The organism is Arthrobacter sp. KNU40, assembly GCF_051515115.1.
GTDB lineage: Bacteria > Actinomycetota > Actinomycetes > Actinomycetales > Micrococcaceae > Arthrobacter.
Genome location: NZ_CP195850.1, coordinates 1,244,825 through 1,262,344 on the forward strand (window position 1 = coordinate 1,244,825; position 17,520 = coordinate 1,262,344).

The 17,520-nt window shown below is 63.1% G+C and carries 9 protein-coding genes and 1 tRNA gene; all 10 read left to right on the top strand.

What is annotated here, in order from left to right; genetic code table 11:
• Positions 1–6 precede the first annotated feature (6 nt).
• The 10 genes from ACSKT0_RS05920 (at position 7) to ACSKT0_RS05965 (ending at position 17,506) form a co-directional block, all read left to right on the top strand.
• Positions 7–78 (top strand) — tRNA-Gln (locus ACSKT0_RS05920).
• 154 nt (positions 79–232) lie between these two features.
• The gene (glmU, locus tag ACSKT0_RS05925; RefSeq protein WP_437772928.1) at positions 233–1,741 is read left to right on the top strand and encodes a bifunctional UDP-N-acetylglucosamine diphosphorylase/glucosamine-1-phosphate N-acetyltransferase GlmU; all 1,509 of its coding nucleotides are present in this window, start codon (positions 233–235) and stop codon (positions 1,739–1,741) included.
• Positions 1,738–2,718: a ribose-phosphate diphosphokinase gene (locus ACSKT0_RS05930; protein WP_437772929.1), complete on the top strand. Its 981-nt coding sequence runs from the start codon at positions 1,738–1,740 to the stop codon at positions 2,716–2,718. Before glmU ends, ACSKT0_RS05930 begins: the two co-directional genes overlap by 4 nt.
• 334 nt (positions 2,719–3,052) lie before the next feature.
• Positions 3,053–3,625: a 50S ribosomal protein L25/general stress protein Ctc gene (locus ACSKT0_RS05935; protein WP_345449601.1), complete on the top strand. Its 573-nt coding sequence runs from the start codon at positions 3,053–3,055 to the stop codon at positions 3,623–3,625.
• A gap of 105 nt (positions 3,626–3,730) precedes the next feature.
• Positions 3,731–4,315 (top strand): aminoacyl-tRNA hydrolase, encoded by a 585-nt coding sequence (pth, locus tag ACSKT0_RS05940; RefSeq protein WP_437772930.1) that lies wholly within the window; start codon positions 3,731–3,733, stop codon positions 4,313–4,315.
• A gap of 189 nt (positions 4,316–4,504) precedes the next feature.
• Complete coding sequence (locus tag ACSKT0_RS05945; protein ID WP_437772931.1) at positions 4,505–7,225, top strand: LuxR C-terminal-related transcriptional regulator; 2,721 nt, start codon at positions 4,505–4,507, stop codon at positions 7,223–7,225.
• Complete coding sequence (locus ACSKT0_RS05950; protein ID WP_437772932.1) at positions 7,203–9,962, top strand: LuxR C-terminal-related transcriptional regulator; 2,760 nt, start codon at positions 7,203–7,205, stop codon at positions 9,960–9,962. Before ACSKT0_RS05945 ends, ACSKT0_RS05950 begins: the two co-directional genes overlap by 23 nt.
• 213 nt (positions 9,963–10,175) lie before the next feature.
• Entirely contained in the window at positions 10,176–12,953 is a 2,778-nt protein-coding gene (locus ACSKT0_RS05955; RefSeq protein WP_437772933.1) for a LuxR C-terminal-related transcriptional regulator, read from the top strand.
• Positions 12,950–15,631 carry a LuxR C-terminal-related transcriptional regulator gene (locus ACSKT0_RS05960; RefSeq protein WP_437772934.1) on the top strand — a complete coding sequence of 894 codons (2,682 nt, stop codon included), beginning with the start codon at positions 12,950–12,952 and terminating at the stop codon, positions 15,629–15,631. Before ACSKT0_RS05955 ends, ACSKT0_RS05960 begins: the two co-directional genes overlap by 4 nt.
• A gap of 492 nt (positions 15,632–16,123) precedes the next feature.
• Entirely contained in the window at positions 16,124–17,506 is a 1,383-nt protein-coding gene (locus ACSKT0_RS05965; RefSeq protein ID WP_437772935.1) for a nucleotide sugar dehydrogenase, read from the top strand.
• Positions 17,507–17,520: the final 14 nt, after the last annotated feature.

Here is a 17,520-nt window from a genome sequence, read left to right on the forward strand (position 1 = left end):
GCACGGTCCGCTCTGGTGTAATGGCAGCACCCCGGCCTTTGGAGCCGTGGAGTATAGGTTCGAATCCTATGGGCGGAACTTGTCGGTGGTCTGCCGGCACCGCCTCTGAAGGCACCGTCTCTCCCGAAGCTGTCCACTGGCTGCACGGAAGGCTGTGAATCGGCAAGAGTAGGATAGAGCAGATGCCGCAGCCGGGTTCGCCCGGACGTAACCGAGCAAGGAGAGCGACTTCGTGAGCCCCGATACTACTGGCCCCGCCGCTGTAATTGTCCTAGCTGCCGGAGCCGGTACGCGGATGAAGTCGCGGACTCCCAAAATCCTTCACGAAATCGGCGGACGCTCGATGGTGGCGCACGCCATCCTCGCGGCCCGCTCCATCGATCCCCAGCAGCTGGCCTTGGTGGTCCGCCACGAACGCGACCTCGTCGCGGCGCACATCGGACTGATGGATCCCGACGCCGTCATCGTGGACCAGGACGATGTTCCGGGAACCGGACGCGCGGTGGAAGTAGCCCTTGACGCCTTGGACGCGAAGGCCGAACTCACTGGCACGGTAGTGGTCACGTATGGCGATGTGCCTTTGCTGACCGGTTCTCTTCTCTCCGAGCTTGTCGCCACGCATGAATCCGAGGGCAACGCGGTGACGGTCCTGACTGCGGTTCTCGACGACGCCAATGGCTATGGCCGCATCCTTCGTGCCGAGGACGGCACCGTGCTGGGCATCCGCGAACACAAAGACGCCAGCGACTCCGAGCGCTCAATCCGCGAGGTCAACTCCGGCATCTACGCTTTTGACGCAAAAGTGCTTCGCGAGCAGTTGCGCAAAGTGACCACTGAGAACATCCAGCAAGAAAAGTACCTCACGGACGTTCTCGAATTGGCCCGCGACGCCGGAGGCCGGGTTTCCGCCGTCGTCACCGCAGACCGCTGGCAGGTCGAGGGCGCCAACGACCGTATCCAGCTCGCCGCGCTCGGTGCCGAGCACAACCGCCGCATCATCGAGGCCTGGATGCGTGCCGGCGTCACGGTGGTTGACCCGGCCACCACGTGGATCGATTCCACCGTCACCTTGGACGAGGACGTCCGCCTCCTGCCCAACACACAGCTCCACGGCACCACAACCGTGGCGCGCGACGCCGTCGTCGGGCCCGACACGACCCTCACCGACGTTTCGGTGGGCGAAGGCGCGAAGGTGACCCGCACCCACGGTTCGGGATCCACCATTGGCGCCAGGGCAAGCGTGGGCCCGTTCACCTACCTGCGCCCCGGCACTGTCCTCGGGGAGACCGGCAAAATCGGCGCGTTCTACGAAACGAAGAACGTGACGATCGGCCGCGGTTCGAAGCTGTCCCACCTCGGCTATGCGGGCGACGCCGAGATCGGCGAGGACACCAACATCGGCTGCGGCAACATCACGGCCAACTACGACGGCGAGAAGAAGCACCGTACGGTGATCGGCTCCGGCGTACGGACCGGTTCCAACACCGTCTTCGTTGCCCCGGTAACGATTGGTGACGGCGCGTACAGCGGTGCCGGCGCAATCATCCGCAAAGACGTTCCCGCCGGAGCACTCACCTTGAGTGTCGCTCCCCAGCGCAATGCAGAAGGCTGGGTCATCGCCAACCGGCAGGGCAGCAACTCGGCCCAGCTGGCGCAGGCTGCGCAAGCCGCGCATGGCTCCACTGCCACCCCCGATTCCTCAAGTACTCCGGCAACCACAGAAGAGGGCACACAGGCATGAGCGAAATTACCGCACACGGCGAGAAGAAACTAGTTCTCGCCGCCGGACGGGCGCACCCCGAGCTGGCGCAGGAAATCGCCAAGGAGTTGGACACCGAACTCCTGCCTATCGACGCCTACGACTTCGCGAACGGGGAGATCTATGTGCGCTCTGCGGAGAGCGTCCGTGGCACGGACGCCTTCGTCATCCAGGCGCACCCGGCCCCGTTGAACAACTGGCTCATGGAGCAGTTGATCATGATCGATTCCCTGAAACGCGCCTCGGCGAAGCGGATCACGGTTGTTTCGCCGTTCTACCCCTACGCCCGGCAGGACAAGAAGGGCCGCGGCCGCGAGCCGATCTCCGCCCGCTTGGTGGCAGACCTCTACAAGACCGCCGGCGCGGACCGCATCATGTCCGTGGACCTGCACACGTCCCAGATCCAGGGGTTCTTTGACGGCCCCGTGGATCACCTCATGGCCATTCCGCTGCTTGCCGACTACATCCGCACCAGGGTCGAAGCGGACAACATCACTGTCGTCTCGCCGGACACCGGCCGTGTCCGCGTCGCGGAACAGTGGGCCGAGCGCCTGGGCGGCGCGCCGTTGGCGTTCGTCCACAAGAGCCGCGACCTCACGGTCCCGAACCAGGCTGTCTCGAAGACCGTCGTCGGGCAGATCGAAGGCCGCACCTGCGTTCTGATCGACGACATGATCGACACCGGTGGAACGATCTCCGGCGCTGTCCAGGTCCTCAAGAACGCCGGTGCCAAGGACGTCATCATCGCGTGCACCCACGCCGTGTTCTCCGAGCCGGCGGCGCAGCGCCTGGCCGATTCCGGTGCCCGCGAGGTTGTCGTCACCAACACCCTGCCGATTCCGGCCGACAAGCGCTTCCCGCAGCTCACGGTGCTGTCGATCGCACCGTTGATTGCGCGCGCCATCCGCGAAGTGTTCGACGACGGTTCCGTCACCAGCCTCTTCGACGGCAACGCGTAGCCCCCACCCAACTGACTGGCAGTAGTTGTCGTTTTCGAGCCTCAAAACGACAACAAATGCGAGTTAGTTGGGCTGGGCCCGCGCCGTTTTCCCTTTGGCGGGACGCGGCTGCTAAACTCTTGGGGATACCTTGGCGAGGGAGAGCACATCCGGGTTAAAACCGGATTGCGGGTCTCCGTTATCGACTGGGTCTGAATCTCCTTCAACGAAGGCGGACCGAACCTGCTGCTCAGCGGCTGGTCCTCTGCCGGGCGTGGAAGGTCACCACAGACCTCCGCCCTTGCTGATCGACTTGCCGGCAATTTGCCGGCGCCACAGTAATCAAGGAGTACACATGTCTGAGCAGAAGCTCGCAGCAGAACTGCGCACCGAATTCGGCAAGGGTTTCGCCCGCCGCGCCCGTGCGGCCGGCCAGATCCCGGCTGTCATCTACGGTCACGGCGCTGAGCCCCTCCACATCAACCTGCCGGGCCGTGCCACCACCTTGGCCGTCCGCGTCTCCAACGCACTGTTGGCCTTGGACGTCAACGGCGAAGAGCACCTGGCTCTCGTGAAGGACATCCAGCGCGACCCGATCAAGCAGATCATCGAGCACATCGACCTGCTGACAGTCCGCAAGGGCGAGAAGGTTACCGTCGACGTGGCCGTCCACGTTATTGGTGAAGCTGCCATTGGCGCTGTCGCCAACCAGGAAGCCACCACGGTTTCCCTCGAAGCCGAGGCCACCCACCTGCCGACCTTCGTCGAAATCAGCATCGAAGGCCGCAAGGCCGGCGAGCACGTCCACGCTTCGGACATCGTCCTGCCGACTGGCTCGGAGCTGCTCACCGATCCGGAGACGCTCGTCATCCACATCTCGGAGGCCACCTCGGAAGCCGAGGAAGAGGCAGCTCCTGCTGCTGAGTAGTCTTTCGGACTAATCGAGGCATTAGCCTTTGTGAGTGGCCGGGTCCCCGAGGGGTCCCGGCCACTTCTTTTTCATTCCACCCTCTTGATTCCCTAGGATGACTCCATGACAGACACTTGGCTGATCGTAGGCCTTGGCAATCCCGGTGCCGAATACAGCCACAACCGCCACAATGTCGGCCAAATGGTCCTGGACGAACTTGCCTCGCGGATGGGCGGAAGCTTCAAAGCCCACAAGGCCCGGGCCCACGTGGTCGAGGGCAGGCTAGGAATCGGGGGGCCCCGCGTAGTACTGGCGAAACCGATGAGCTATATGAATGTTTCCGGAGGACCCGTTTCCGGCCTCGCCAGGTTCTTCGACATCGCTCCGCATCACGTTATTGCCGTCCACGACGAAATTGATATTCCCTTCAATACGGTTAGATTGAAGATCGGCGGTGGGGAAGGCGGGCACAACGGCCTGCGCGATATTTCCAAGGCTTTGGCTACAAAGGACTACTTGCGGGTTCGCGTGGGGGTCGGCAGGCCACCCGGGAGGATGGACACTGCGGACTATGTCCTCAGGGATTTTGCACCCTCCGAGAGGAAAGAGCTGCCGTTCCTCCTGGATGAAGCAGCGGATGCTGTTGAGGTATTGATGACCGAAGGTTTGCTTGCCGCCCAGCAAAAGTTCCACCCCGTCAAGGCCTAGCGGCGGGGCCCCATGCGCACTCATTTCAATGGTTAACAAGTACTCTGAGGGTTCGTCGGCTGACTAATTGATTCGCGCCGATCGCTATGATACTTTGCAAATCACTGCTGGGGGTGAAGAGGAAATACAAAAGCAAACGACCCGCTGAACGTCACGTCCGCCAGAGCTGCGAAGGTAGCGTGATCTAAATTGCGAGCAACACCGGAATCTGAAACAGAGCGACCCGCAACGGAGCGGCAAGCACTGGGCGCTGCGGAGCGTCGAAAATGGTCGTCACTGGTCCGGCAGGATCTTCAGAACACGGTTATTGAAGCGCTCGGCGACCCGTCTTTGTATGGAGTGGTGGTGGTTGGCGCGCCGGGCGTGGGCAAAGCGACTTTTGCCCGTTCAGTAGAGGCCCGCCTCACTCCAAGGACCCACGTACTGCATTTGCACGGCTCCACGGACGTCACCACTCCGTTTGGGGCCCTGGCCCATCTGCTCGCGAGGCTGCCAATCGATGCCGCAGATTCCCCTGGCGCGATTATCCACGAGATCTCGCATTTGATAAGTTCGGACGCCGCGGGGCGCGAAGTGCTGTTGGTCCTGTCGGAACTTCCCGCTTTGGATACCATGAGCACAGCACTTCTCGTGCACTTATTAATCAGTGGGACAGCAAAAGTCCTCGTCACCGTCCGCCAAGCCACGGACATGCCGGAAGATCTGGTCAGGCTGTTGAAAGACGGCCTCCTGGACGAGGTTGAACTTCAGGTCTTTTCCCGCGCGGAAGTTGCCAAATTGCTCAGCGGCGTCCTTGGGAAACGAGTGACCGCTACGGCCGCAAGCGCTTTGCACGCGTCCAGCGGTGGAAATCCCCTGGTGCTCCAAGCCATTGTCACTGAGCAGCTCCGCTCGGGCAACCTGCACCTGGCCGGGCAGGTTTGGGCGATGAAGGGCGAAATCCACCTTTCATCCGCCGAAGTCCTGACCGATCTGGTCCGCTCGCGCCTGGCCAGGGAGAGCCCTGCGGTCCGGGAAGCGCTGGAGCTACTTGCCCTCATTCGAACGGCCCCGCTCGCCGTGTTGTTGGACGTCCTGGAACCTGAAGTGGTTGCCGAGATGGAGTGGTCCGGCTATCTCCGCATCGAAGCGTCAGGGGCCCGCCGGGTGGCGCTGCGCGACGAGTACATGGGGGAGGTCATTCGGGGCTGGATGGACCTGCCGCGGAGGAATGAACTGCGGCGGCTCGCCGCCGGGGTGATCGGCAGCATTACCCGGGACCTGGATGCCGAGGCGCTCCTGGGCTTTGCCTCTTCGACGCTGAACGTCCGCGAAACCCTTGAACCCGGGGTGGCCCTCGCGGCTGCGACGGCAGCGAACAGGCAATTCGATCCTTGGTTCGCCTTGGAATGCGCCCGGCAGATCGGACGCGAGGACAAGGAATGGGTGGCTGCCGCCCAGCAACGCTGCGTTTCCCACGTCATTCTGGCCGAGCACGAGGCTGCGGTGGCCGCATTGAAGGATGTGGCGCCCGAGCAGCTTCGGCGCCTCGCGGCGTATGACTATGCGGACTATGTGCAGGAGCTCTGCAGTGCGCTGCTGTGGATTCCAGGCGGGCACCTCCAGATCCCGGGCCTCATCGCTGAGGCGGGGGAGGATCTTTCCCGCCGATCGCAGGAAGCCGGAGCGGATGCCACTGAAATAGAACGGGCATGCGGGATGCTGAGGCTCGCGAGTTTCGAGCTCCACGTCCATCAGGGCGAGTATGCCGAAGTTGCCGAAGCCTTGGAGCAGGAGTACCGGGATGGCGTTGATCTTCAGCAAAGGCTGAGCTGCGGGAGCCTGCTGACCATGGCCTGGGCAGTACTAGGCAGGGAAATGGAGGCGATCGAGCTGGCGCGCGAGCTGAGGCACAAGATTCAGCGCGCAAAGGCGCGGCCGCGGTTGCATAACTGGTTGTCCGAAGGCTTGTTTGCCGCACTCCTTTGCAGCGGACAGTGGGAAGAACTTGCCCGGATGCTGACGGCTACCCTCGATCAGCAACCAAAGAACATCCACTACCTTGGCGGTGCCGCAGAACTTGCCCTTGGCGTTTCCTACACCTATGCCGGACGGGCTTCAGTCGCGATCGACACCCTGCTGGGGGCCCAGGCGCAGTTGGAGATCAGGCGCAACTACTACGGACCAGCATTGGCCTACTCGGCGCTCGCTTTTGCGTACGCCCAGGCCGGGGACGTGAAGGAATCCCGGACTTTTCTCGAATTGGCGGAAAAGGGACAAGGGGAAACAGCCTGGTTCCCCGCCTGGATGGCCGAATTCTGCGTCAAGATGGCAAGACGCTGGCTGAAGGATCCCGGGGCGAAGCAAAGTCTCATCGAGTCGGCCAACCGGGATTTGGCGAAGGGACGGATCACCACGGCATCAATCAGCCTCTTCGGCGCCACCGTGCACGGCACCGAGGAGGAGCTGCTGCTCCTGGAGCAGGTCTCATCGCGCCGCCAGGGCAAGATGGCCGCAGTGAACCGGATGGTGGCGGAGGGAACCCGCAAGAAGGACCCGAAGACGCTGCTTCTTGCTGCTTCGGTTGCCCAGGAACTGAAATTGGATGCGGTAGAGTCCCGCTGTGCCGTCCTGGCCTTGGACATCGCCCGGGAAGCCGGCGATTCAGCGTCCGCCAGGCTGGCCCAACAGCGGCTGGACCGCTTGGTCGGGACCGTGCCGGTGCTACCCCTGACACCACACACTTTCGGACCCGAACTGACGGAAAGGGAGCGTCAGGTTGCAAAGATGGCCAGTCAAGGGTTGAGTAACAAAGAGGTAGCCAACCAGTTGCAAGTTTCCGTGCGCACAGTCGAAGGCCACCTTTACCAAATCTTCACGAAAATGGGAATCTCATCGAGGAGCGAGCTTGAAGGAACCGCGCAGTCATGACAACGCTGCGGCGGTGCATGGTCACGTCGGAGAACGCGGTACAAGGCCGCCCGAACCGTGGCTCGACTATGGGCATTTGCTTCCTGGAATTACAGCTGCCATCCGTGCGGATGACTGTTCGGCCGTCTTCATCGTGGGCGATTCCGGTCTCGGCGCGTCATCTCTCCTGGCCCAACTAGGAAGCGCCTTTGGCGGGGAACGTGCGGTAGTCCCGATTCACGGAAGTCCGTCACTGACCGCGGTCCCGTACGGGGTACTGGCTCCTTTTCTTGCCCATCTTTCGCTTGCCGACATATCCTCCCGGGTCGCCGTGCTTCGCTCACTCTGGGATCATCTTGAGGGCGTCCGCGTAGGTACCGGACCAGCTTTGCTGCTCGTCGATGACGCGCACTACCTTGACGATGCCACGTGCGCGATGCTGACCGAGCTTGTCCAGGCAGGGTGGGCCAAAATCGTGGCCGCATGCATTCCACGGCCGGGAGTCCCCGGGCCGCTCCTGCGCTTGTGGCACGAGGGGACTGCCGAGTGGTTTGACCTGGAGCCTTTGACCGCTGAGCAAGGCCACGAACTGTGCGAGGCATTGCTGGGGGGAATCGTCCTGAACAGCACGAGCCATGGGTTCTGGACCGAGGCGGGCGGCAACACCCTTCTTTTGAAGACCCTTGTCCGCGAAGCCGAGAGCTCGGGTACCCTCGTCCAGAGGCACGGCGTTTGGCTCAAAGCAGCCGCGACACCGGTCCACACGGTAAAGCTGGAAGCTGTTGTCAAACTTCAGCTGATGCGCATTTCGGCCGCGGGCAGGGAAGCGTTGAGCTTGATCGCATTGGCAGAACCGGTGGACGAGACGTTGATTAACGTCGTGGCCGGAGAAGCGGCCGTCCAAGAGCTCGTGGACCAGCATTTAATCAAGCCCGGGGGCAATGGGTTGCCAAACCTTCGACTCGTCAATCCGGTCTACGGAGAGGTGCTTAGAAGCATCGTCCCGGCCGCGCAGAGCCTCCAACTGCATCGGCAGTTGATCTCCCGAATGGATGTTTTGGAGGACAACCCGGATTCCTTGTTGCGGATGGTGGCGTGGTCGCTTGACTGCGGAGCGGACGTACCCGATCGTCTCTTGATCCGGGCCGCGGTGCTTTCGGCGAGATTACTGCAGAGCGAGACGGCACTGCGCATGGCGGGCGCGGTACGGGACACGCAATGGCAATCGGTTGCTCAGGCGGTCGTCGCCCGCTCGTACTTCAATCTCGGCCGCCGGGACGAGGCTGCGGCAGCCTTGACCCAAGAAACAGTGGATGGCGCTGCCGGACCCTCCCACGTCGTGTCCAGCAGCGTTCTCCGCGCGGTCACGCTTGCCGCCGTCGGGCAGTCAGCTTCCGTGATTCGGGCAGAGGCCGACGTCCTCCGCGAATGGGGCGAACAGCAGCCAGGCATCGACGGCCAGCGGACGCCGGACGCGAAAGCCTCGGTGACGCTCGCCGTCACCGTGATCGGGCTGCTTGCCGGCTCCGTGGACGGCGACTACAAGAGGATGGGCCCCGAACTGGAGCACGTGCTCCTTCAGTCGGGAACCGTGGAAGGCTCTTTGGGCCCCCTATTCAAGGCCCTGGCGCTGGCCCTGAAGGCAGAGATGCTATGCGCCCTCGGCCGCGGGCGGCAGGCACGGCTGCTGGTTCTCGAGGCTGCCGGCTTGGCGCAGCCCCAGGAGAACGATGTCTTCTTCATCCCGGAATTCATTTCTGCCCGCCTCGTCATTTGCGCACTGGCTGTAGGTGACTGGGCCGACGCACAAACGCTCCTCGACAGGTACTACGAATCGTCGGGTGTCTCGATGGCGACCTTCGGCGGCGCGGCCTACGTGGTGGCCGGGTACATTGCCATCAGGCAGGGAAAGTCCGGCGACGCCTTGCCGTTGCTGACTGCGGGACTCGAAGCGTTGAGGGACAGCGATCCGCAGAATCTCTTCGGACTGTGTGCCGCCATGGCTTTCTACGCCGCAGCCGGCGCCGGGTTGACTGAAGCCGAACGGTTCCGGGCGGACTACAAGGACTGGGGACAACACAGCACCCACCTTCTCGCGGCACAGGCAAACAGTTTTTTCGACGCCGCGCTTGAACTCCTCAACGCCGACGGTTCCGGCGTGGAAGGGTTGCACCGCAACGCTGACCACGCGGCGAAGGAAAACGCCACGTACCTTGAACTTCATGCCCTGGAGCTTGCGCTTGGCCTGGGCGATCTCAGCAGGCTGGACCGGTTTTGTGAAACCGCGGCTGCAACGGAGGGCGAGTGGGCACAAGCGCTCGCCGAATATGGCCGGGCACTTAAGTTCGGGGGGGCTGCCCGCTATCTCTCCGCAGGGGAGAAGCTGCAGGCGGCCACCGCCTACCATCTGGCCGCGAAGGCTTATGGTTTGGCGTTGGCAGCACCGGATCGCAACAGCACCAAAGAGCTCAGTGCCGTTGCGCGCGCGGGGCTGGCGCGCTGCAACGAAGAACTGGGCCAGGGCAGCGAGGAGACACAGAACGAGTCGGTCGTTCCGAAGCTGACCAAGAGGGAATGGGACATCGTCAATCTGGCGGTTCAGGGCCTCAGCGACCGGCAGATTGCGGACACGTTGCTTATCTCGGTCCGGACCGTCGAAGGGCATCTGTACCGCTGTTATTCGAAATTGGGGATCACGGGCAGGGACGAACTTGCAGGGGCCGCCGCCGTCGCGCAGGGAGCGTCGAGTACAAGCTGAACCCGGGAAAGACCGCAGGGCACTAGTAGTGCACTCTCGATTTCGAGCGGGCGCCACTGCCAGTGACGAGTACCTGCCACCCGGGGGAAAGGTACTCACACCCGCATACGAGTATCCGGCAGTATGAAAGTCGAGTACTCACTACTGGTGTGGGCCTGACGGCTAGCTGGTTAATTGGGGGGTGTCACCACTCGATCACTGGGGGTCTCGCTCATGTTGACAGCAGGCAGTGCATCTACGGTCCATGCCGTTCGGTCCGGGAACGGGTCCCGGTACCAGGCATTCGACGCATCTTCGGCTCCGTCATCGCCTGACGGAACCGGAGGCAAATCGGCAATTTCGACGGCCTGGCCGCCGATTGGACCTAGGGCCGCTGTTGAAGACATCGCCAGTGCGCTGGCAGCTTCCAAGGGTGGTGTCCTTGTTACGGGGCCGTCGGGGAGCGGCAAGAGCTACTTGACTACTCGCGCGGTGAACGAACTACGCGGGCGCTCTTTCGTCGTCGTCATCCGGGGCAGCGCCGCGTTGGCGAGATCACCGTACGGCGCCCTCAATATCCTTTTGAGCGACCTTGACCCGGGATACCTTGCGCATCCCGTCCTGGTGCTGTCGGCGCTCACCAATTTGCTCCGTGAGCGCTCCGAGGGAAAGCCGGTATACCTGGTCATAGAAAACGCGGCCGAGCTTGATGAGTTGGCGGCGATGACAGTGGCCCAACTCGCGAGGAACGGCACTGCGCAGCTTATCCTCACCTGCACCGACCCGCAGCGCCTCTGCGGCGAGATCACGCGGCTTTGCGGTGATGGGTTCCTGCACCGGATAGACCTCAAACCACTGACATTCCAGGAATCGCACGCTTGGCTCGAGGCCGGACTGGGAGCACAGGTCTCTGCGTCCGGCGTCCATGCGCTGTGGACAGCAAGCGGAGGCAACCCCCACTACCTCAAGATGCTCGCTGCGGAGCTCGCCGAATCCGGCTCGCTACTGAAAAGCGACGGCGTCTGGGTCCTGACCTCCCGCAGCGAACAGCACGGCAGGGCGATCACCGACCTCATCACCACGCGGCTTGGGCGAATGGGCGACGGTGAGCGCAAAGTCCTGGAGATCCTTTCGCTGGCAAGGGCCGTGCCCCTGGAATCCCTGCTGGCCCTCGCCCCTGCGGACGATGTGGACTCCCTGGAAAAAAGGAGCGTCCTCGTCGTCGACGATTCGCTGCCCAGGATGGCACGGCTCCAAAGCCAGCTGGTGGGTGACGTGGTCCGGGCGAACGTTCCCCCTGGCCGCAGCAACGAACTCCGGGGCCTGCTCCTTAGGTCGATGAATCCGGACCTTGGGCAACGCTCGATGCTGCTATCCATGGCCGCGTGGGCCTTGGACTGCGGAGCCCAGCTGGGAAGGGAAGAAGCGCTTGAAGCTGCCGCGATCGCGAACCGGCAACTTGATGCGCGGCTGGCCCTGCGCCTGGTCCGGTCCATTCCAGGCCACGCGACCATGCCGGGGGCAATAGCCGAGGAAGCCCGGGCGATGATGACCCTGGGTGACGTCGCCGGGGCCAGGGACCTGCTGAGTCTTCATTTGGATGAACCGGGGGATGAATCCACCCTTGCCAAATGGGTCCGGCTCAAGCTGGCCGAAGCCGCGGTTCTTCTGGCCCTTCCCGAAACTACGGCGCAAGCATGCGAAACGCTGGCCCACGTCCGCCAGCGGCTCGAAGAAGAAGTCGGCGAAGGACAGGACATCGCCGCCTTGCGGGAGGAACTTGTCCTGTCCGAATCGCAGGCAGCCAGCTATTCGGGTTCCTACGTCGAGATGGCAGCAAGACTGGAAGAGGTCCTTCAAGACTTTGAATCGCACGGCACCGAATTCCGCCTCCTTGCCGGAAGCTGGCTGTGCGAGGCGTGGGCCCTGACGGGACGGCAATCCGAGGCGGCGGGCATGGCGGAACAGCTGATGGCTGACTGCCATGATCCCGCTGTTTCGGTCGCCGCAGCCCGGCGCGCCACATCGCGGCTCCGGTTCGCCTTCGTCCTTGCAGGACGGTGGGATAAAGAGGCGGAAATGGTCCAACCCGGCGATGACCTCTTGGTTTCCGCGGCCGAGGCACTGCCCACGGCGATCGATCTTCCCAAAGCGATCTTCCGGTGCCTGCAAGGGCGGGGCCAGGACGGTTTGGACGCGCTCATTCCGGTGATAAGCCAGTTGCGGGTCCAGGACAACGAAGGCATGCTGGATGTCGCGTGCACGGCGGCGGCTTACGCCTCGGCCCTGCAAGGTGGGCAGGAGCAGGCCCTGCGCTATCTGAAGGAAGCTTCCACCCAGCCGCGCCGGCCGACGTGGCGCAAGGAGCGAACGAAGAGGTACCTCGCGGCGTTGGCCCGGGACCGGGTCGACGGACCGGAGGCCGCCGTTGAGGAGCTCCTCCGCCTGGCCGACGCCGATCGGGACGAAGGTGCCCCCGGTCACGAGATCTTTTGCCTCAGTTCAGCGGTCCGCCTTGGCGCAGTTGCAGCCGCTCCACGGTTGTTGGACTCGGCCCTCCGGTGCCAGGGACGATTCGCCGAACTGTGCGTTGCGTATGCGCGGGCGACGATGTCCGGAAGCGCAGAGCTTCTTCTTGAGGCGGCACGGTTGGCAGAAGACATGCAGAACGACAGGTTCGCCTTCGATATCGCTGAGACCGTGTTGCACCTGGACCTGGTTCAGCTGGACAAGACGGCCCTCAGGAAGGCGCGGCAACTCGCGGAGACGTGCCGGCAGCGCTTGCGCACCCCGCAAAGCAGCAACCAAGAGGGGTTGAAGCTGACTGCCCGCGAGATGGAGATCGCCAAGCTGGCGGCGAACCGGGAGAGCAATAAAGGTATCGCTGCGAAGCTCCATGTTTCAGTTCGCACGGTGGAGGGGCACCTGTACCAGATCTTCGGCAAGCTGAAAATCGTTGAACGCTCCGAGTTGAGCTTCGCGCTTGGAAACGTCGAAGGTGGTGCGAAATGACTGAAGTGGTTGCGGCCGATGCGCTCGTCGGACGATACAACGTGATGGCAGCCGTCGTTGACTGCCTTCTTGACGTCAATGGTCCCGGGGTCCTGCTTTTCGGTGATGCGGGCATCGGCAAGACGGCACTGATTAACGAAGTGGTCCATGAATTGGGGCAACGCGTCCGCCCGTTCAGGGTCTTTGCCGGCCCCACCCTGGCCTCGGTACCGTTTGCCGCCTTGGCACCCTTGCTGACGGCCTTGACCCCAAGCCAGATCAACGAACCGTTGTCGGTCCTGAGGGCCGTAGTCGCGGCGCTGAACCCGGCAGGACAGCCGCATCCGGCCCCAGCCGTGCTGATCGTGGAGGACGCACATCACATCGATGACAGCAGCGTGGCTGTCCTGGCACAGTTGGCGGCAGCGGAAGCCGCAAAAGTCGTGTTCTTGTGCCGTCCGTATCCCGCGCCGCCGGCAGAGGTTTTCTCGATGTGGTCCGAAGGGCTCGTGGACCGATTCGACCTGCAGCCGCTCAACGAGCAGGAAGTCAACCAACTTTGCGCCCAGGCCTTGGACGCGCCCGTCGTCCAAGGCACCAGTGCCGTCCTTTGCAAGTACTCCGGCGGAAACCCGATGTTCCTGCTGGAACTGATCGAGCACGCCAAATCGTTGGGCCAATTGGTCTGCCGCAACGACGCCTGGATGCTTTCGGGCGAGCTCCGGGGGACCAGCGTGCGTTTGATGGACCTTGTCCGGAACCAGATCCTGATGCTGGGAGCCGCGCAGCGTGAGACCCTGGAGACCGTGGCACTGGCGGAGCCCGTCCCGCTGAATGTAGTGCAACAGGCCAGCGACTCCAGCGCCGTGGACGAACTGCAGGAACTGCATTTCATCGAGATCGCGTCCGACCCCGAGCGGCATGTCCGGCTGGCCCAGCCGTTGGTTGGCGAAGTGATTCGCCAGCTCGTCCCGACCGCCCACAGCATGACCATCCGGCGGCGCATCGTGAACCTCATGGAGTCCAAGCCCCAGACCATGGACGGACTGCTGCGCTACGTCTCCTGGGGATTGGAATCGGGCACCGAGATTCCGGACTCCGACATCCTGGAAGCGGCCCAGCTGGCCAACCGGTTGTTCATCCCCAGCTACGTGGAGCGGGTAGCCGGCGCGATCAAGGATCCTTCCCTGAGGCTGGCCGCCCAAGTGGAGGTGGCGCGGGCCAAATGGTACCGGGGCGACATCCGGGGAGCGGTGTCGTCGCTTGCGGGGGTCGTGGATCGGACAAATGACCCGCGGACGGTCCGGCAGGCATCGATGTTGGCGGCCCAGCTTGCCGGGCGACAAGGCGTCGGACCGAACGCCATCAAACAGGCCGCGTACGAATGGGAAGCAGCCCTGGCCAGGCTCGTCGAATCCCGTCAGGGGATCGGCGCTGATGAGCTGGAACTCGGGAAGCTGGGAAGCAGGCTCCTTTCGCTGGAAGGCCGCCAAACCGAAGGCCACTACATCGAGACGGAGCGGGAGCTCCGCCAGATCTGGAAAGAAGCGGACGACGACGAGTCCCGCCTCGTCGCGGGCACGCTCCTCGCAGAGGCCATGGCTGTCACTGGACGGCCGGTTTCCGCGATCCAGATTTTGATGGAGATACAGGAGATGGTCGCCAGGAGCGGCGACTGGAGCCTCCAGTACGCGGGGATGGTGATGCGCCGCTACATCCTGGCCTTGCAACAGTCAGGCGAGTTCGGCGTCCTGGAAACGTTCCTCAAGAACCATGTTTCCCAGGCACCGAACTCCCTGATCTATTCAGGCGGGATGTTCCACCTGGCTGCGGGAATGGTGGACCTGCGCCGGGGAGACCTGGGGGTGGCGCTGCCGCGGCTTCGCCAGGCGGTCAGCATGCTGCGTGTCTCCGACATGGGAAGCGACCTGCCCGACGCCGTTGCTGCCGCCGCGTACGCGGCGTCGATCCTGAAACGCCGGGACACTGCAATGACGTACTCAAACGAATACGACGCATTAATCCGGGAAGGCTTGCATCCGTCGCTGTTGGCACAGGGTCATGCGGCAGTAGCGCGAGCCGAGCATACCGGAACGCAAACAGCGATCGCGAGACTCATGTCCCTTGCGGATTCCGCAGCCGCGGACGGAGCCATCGGCGCGGAGATAGACATCCTGATGTTGGTCCTGAGACTGGGAGACCCCGGTGTGGCGCGTCGGCTGATAGCAGTAGCCGAGGGCAGCGAAGGCCGCACTGCGGAGTTTGCCTTGAGCGTCGGGCTTGCCCTCACGCACAAGGACGCGGATCGCCTCATTGAGCTGAGTGATTCGGCAGCCAGGGACGGGCTGGAGCTTGCCGCCGCTGACTGCGCGAGCCACGCCCTGCGGATCCTGGAAAGCAGGGGAGATAAGGCGCGCCAGCTTGAGGGACAGCGGCTCCTCAAGCGCCGAACCGCTGCTCTCGACAAGGCCGGCCCGGCGGTTGAAGGAGTCTCCCCGGATCTCCAGAAGCTGACCCGGCGCGAACAGGAAATCGCAACGCTCGTGCAGTCCGGATCGAGCAACAAGGACATTGCGCTTAGCTTGGGCCTGTCGTTGCGCACCGTTGAAGGTCACTTGTACCGAATGTTTGCGAAGCTTGGGATCAGCCACCGGGAAGACTTGATGAACGGTGGCCACGGCATGCAGGGTGTGGGCTGATCGCACGCGACCCCTATGCCCACTGCGATGGGGTGACCGCTTCCCGGAAGCCGCCTTCCGCCGTCGTGCGCTAGGGCAAAAGGCACGCAAAGGGCCCGAGGCCTAAAAGCGAGTACTGAATCGAGTGGTTAAAAGCGCTCGGACGGGTAGTCAAAAGCCTCGGAAGGGACCGCGTGTCCAAAGACGGGTAGAGCCCACTCGCGCCCGCCCTAGGGGTTCGTTAATACGCTTTTCTTGATGGCAACCGCCACTCATTTGGGGATAAGTGAGTCTCGAGATGAAGCGCAGGAAGAATTCTATGCAACAGGAAAACCTCCCGGTGATCCGGCGAGAAGTCAACTCCAATGCGACCGGTCTCCCACATCCGGCGGGTACCCCAACAATCGAGCCGGCGGCAGGCGGTTATGTGCCCTCTGAGACCAGGGCACATCCCGTTTCGCCGCCGGCTTTCTTTCACATTGGAGACAACACGCACCGGGAGGTCGACTGACCATGGCACCGAACACGAAAGTAAAGACCCTCAATACACAGCCGGGCGGGAGCCCGCAATCTCTGCACACGCAGGCACCAGCTTGGTCTGAGGGTGCGGGAACGCGGACAACCACACAGGACCCGGCTTTTACTTTCGACGTGGCGATCGTGGGAATGGGCTATGTCGGGCTGCCCACGGCCCTGGCGATCAACGCCTCAGGTCGGCGTGTTCTCGGCCTCGACGTGTCCGACGCCCGTCTGGCGGTGATCCGCGAGCAACGTGCAGATCTTCTGGACTCCGACAAGGAGCGGCTCAGCAACGCGCTGTTGGATCCGACCTTCATGCTAAGCAGCGACTTGTCGTTGCTTGCCCGCGCGGCGGCGGTGGTTGTCTGCGTTCCCACCCCCGTGGACGAGTACTTGGTCCCGGACCTCGGTATTCTCCGGGCGGCCTGTGCCTCGGTGGTCGATTTCGCCACCACCGGCCAGTTGCTGATGCTGACCTCTACAACCTACGTCGGATCCACGCGCGACCTTCTGGCCCTGCCCTTGGCTGCGAGGGGACTCATTCCAGGACGTGACGTGTTCGTGGCCTTCTCGCCCGAGCGCATCAATCCTGGCGTGGATTCGTTCTCCCACGAAGACGTTCCCCGGGTAGTCGGCGGCGTGACCCCGGCCTGCGGCGAAGTTGCCGAACGGCTCCTGAGCGCCAGCACCAAACTGGTTCACGTTGTGCCGTCTGCGGATGTCGCCGAAATGACCAAGCTGGTGGAGAACACTTTCAGGGCCGTCAATATCGCTTTGGCCAACGAATTCGCTGATATCTGCCACGAACTCAACATGGAAGTCATGGACGTCATCGATGCGGCCTCCACGAAGCCGTATGGCTTCATGGCGTTCACCCCCGGTCCCGGAGTCGGGGGACACTGCATACCGTGCGACCCGCACTACCTGCTGTGGCAATTGCGCAAGGCCCGCTTGACGGCCCCGGTGATCGAGCAAGCGATGGCCGGGATTGCAGGCAGGCCGCACCAGGTGGTGGAGAAGGCCCGCCGTATCCTGTCGGACCGCAACCACGGTATTGCCGGTGCCCGCGTCATGGTGCTCGGGGTCGCGTACAAGCCCGACGTCGAAGATCTCCGGGAATCCCCGGCGTTGGAAATCATTGCCGCCTTGATCGCCGACGGAGCGGAAGTGGCATTCTCCGATCCTTGGTGCCAGACGGCGCCCGACGGTCACGGCGGGACACTCCAATCCGAGCAATCGCCTGCCGACTGGAGTGCGGACCTGGTGATCCTGCACACGAGGCACAGCCAGATGGAACTTGACTGGCTGGCCGGAGCACCAGCAGTACTGGACACGACGTACCGCTTGCCCAAGGCCGACAACGTAACCCGGCTCTAGATCCACCAGGTTTT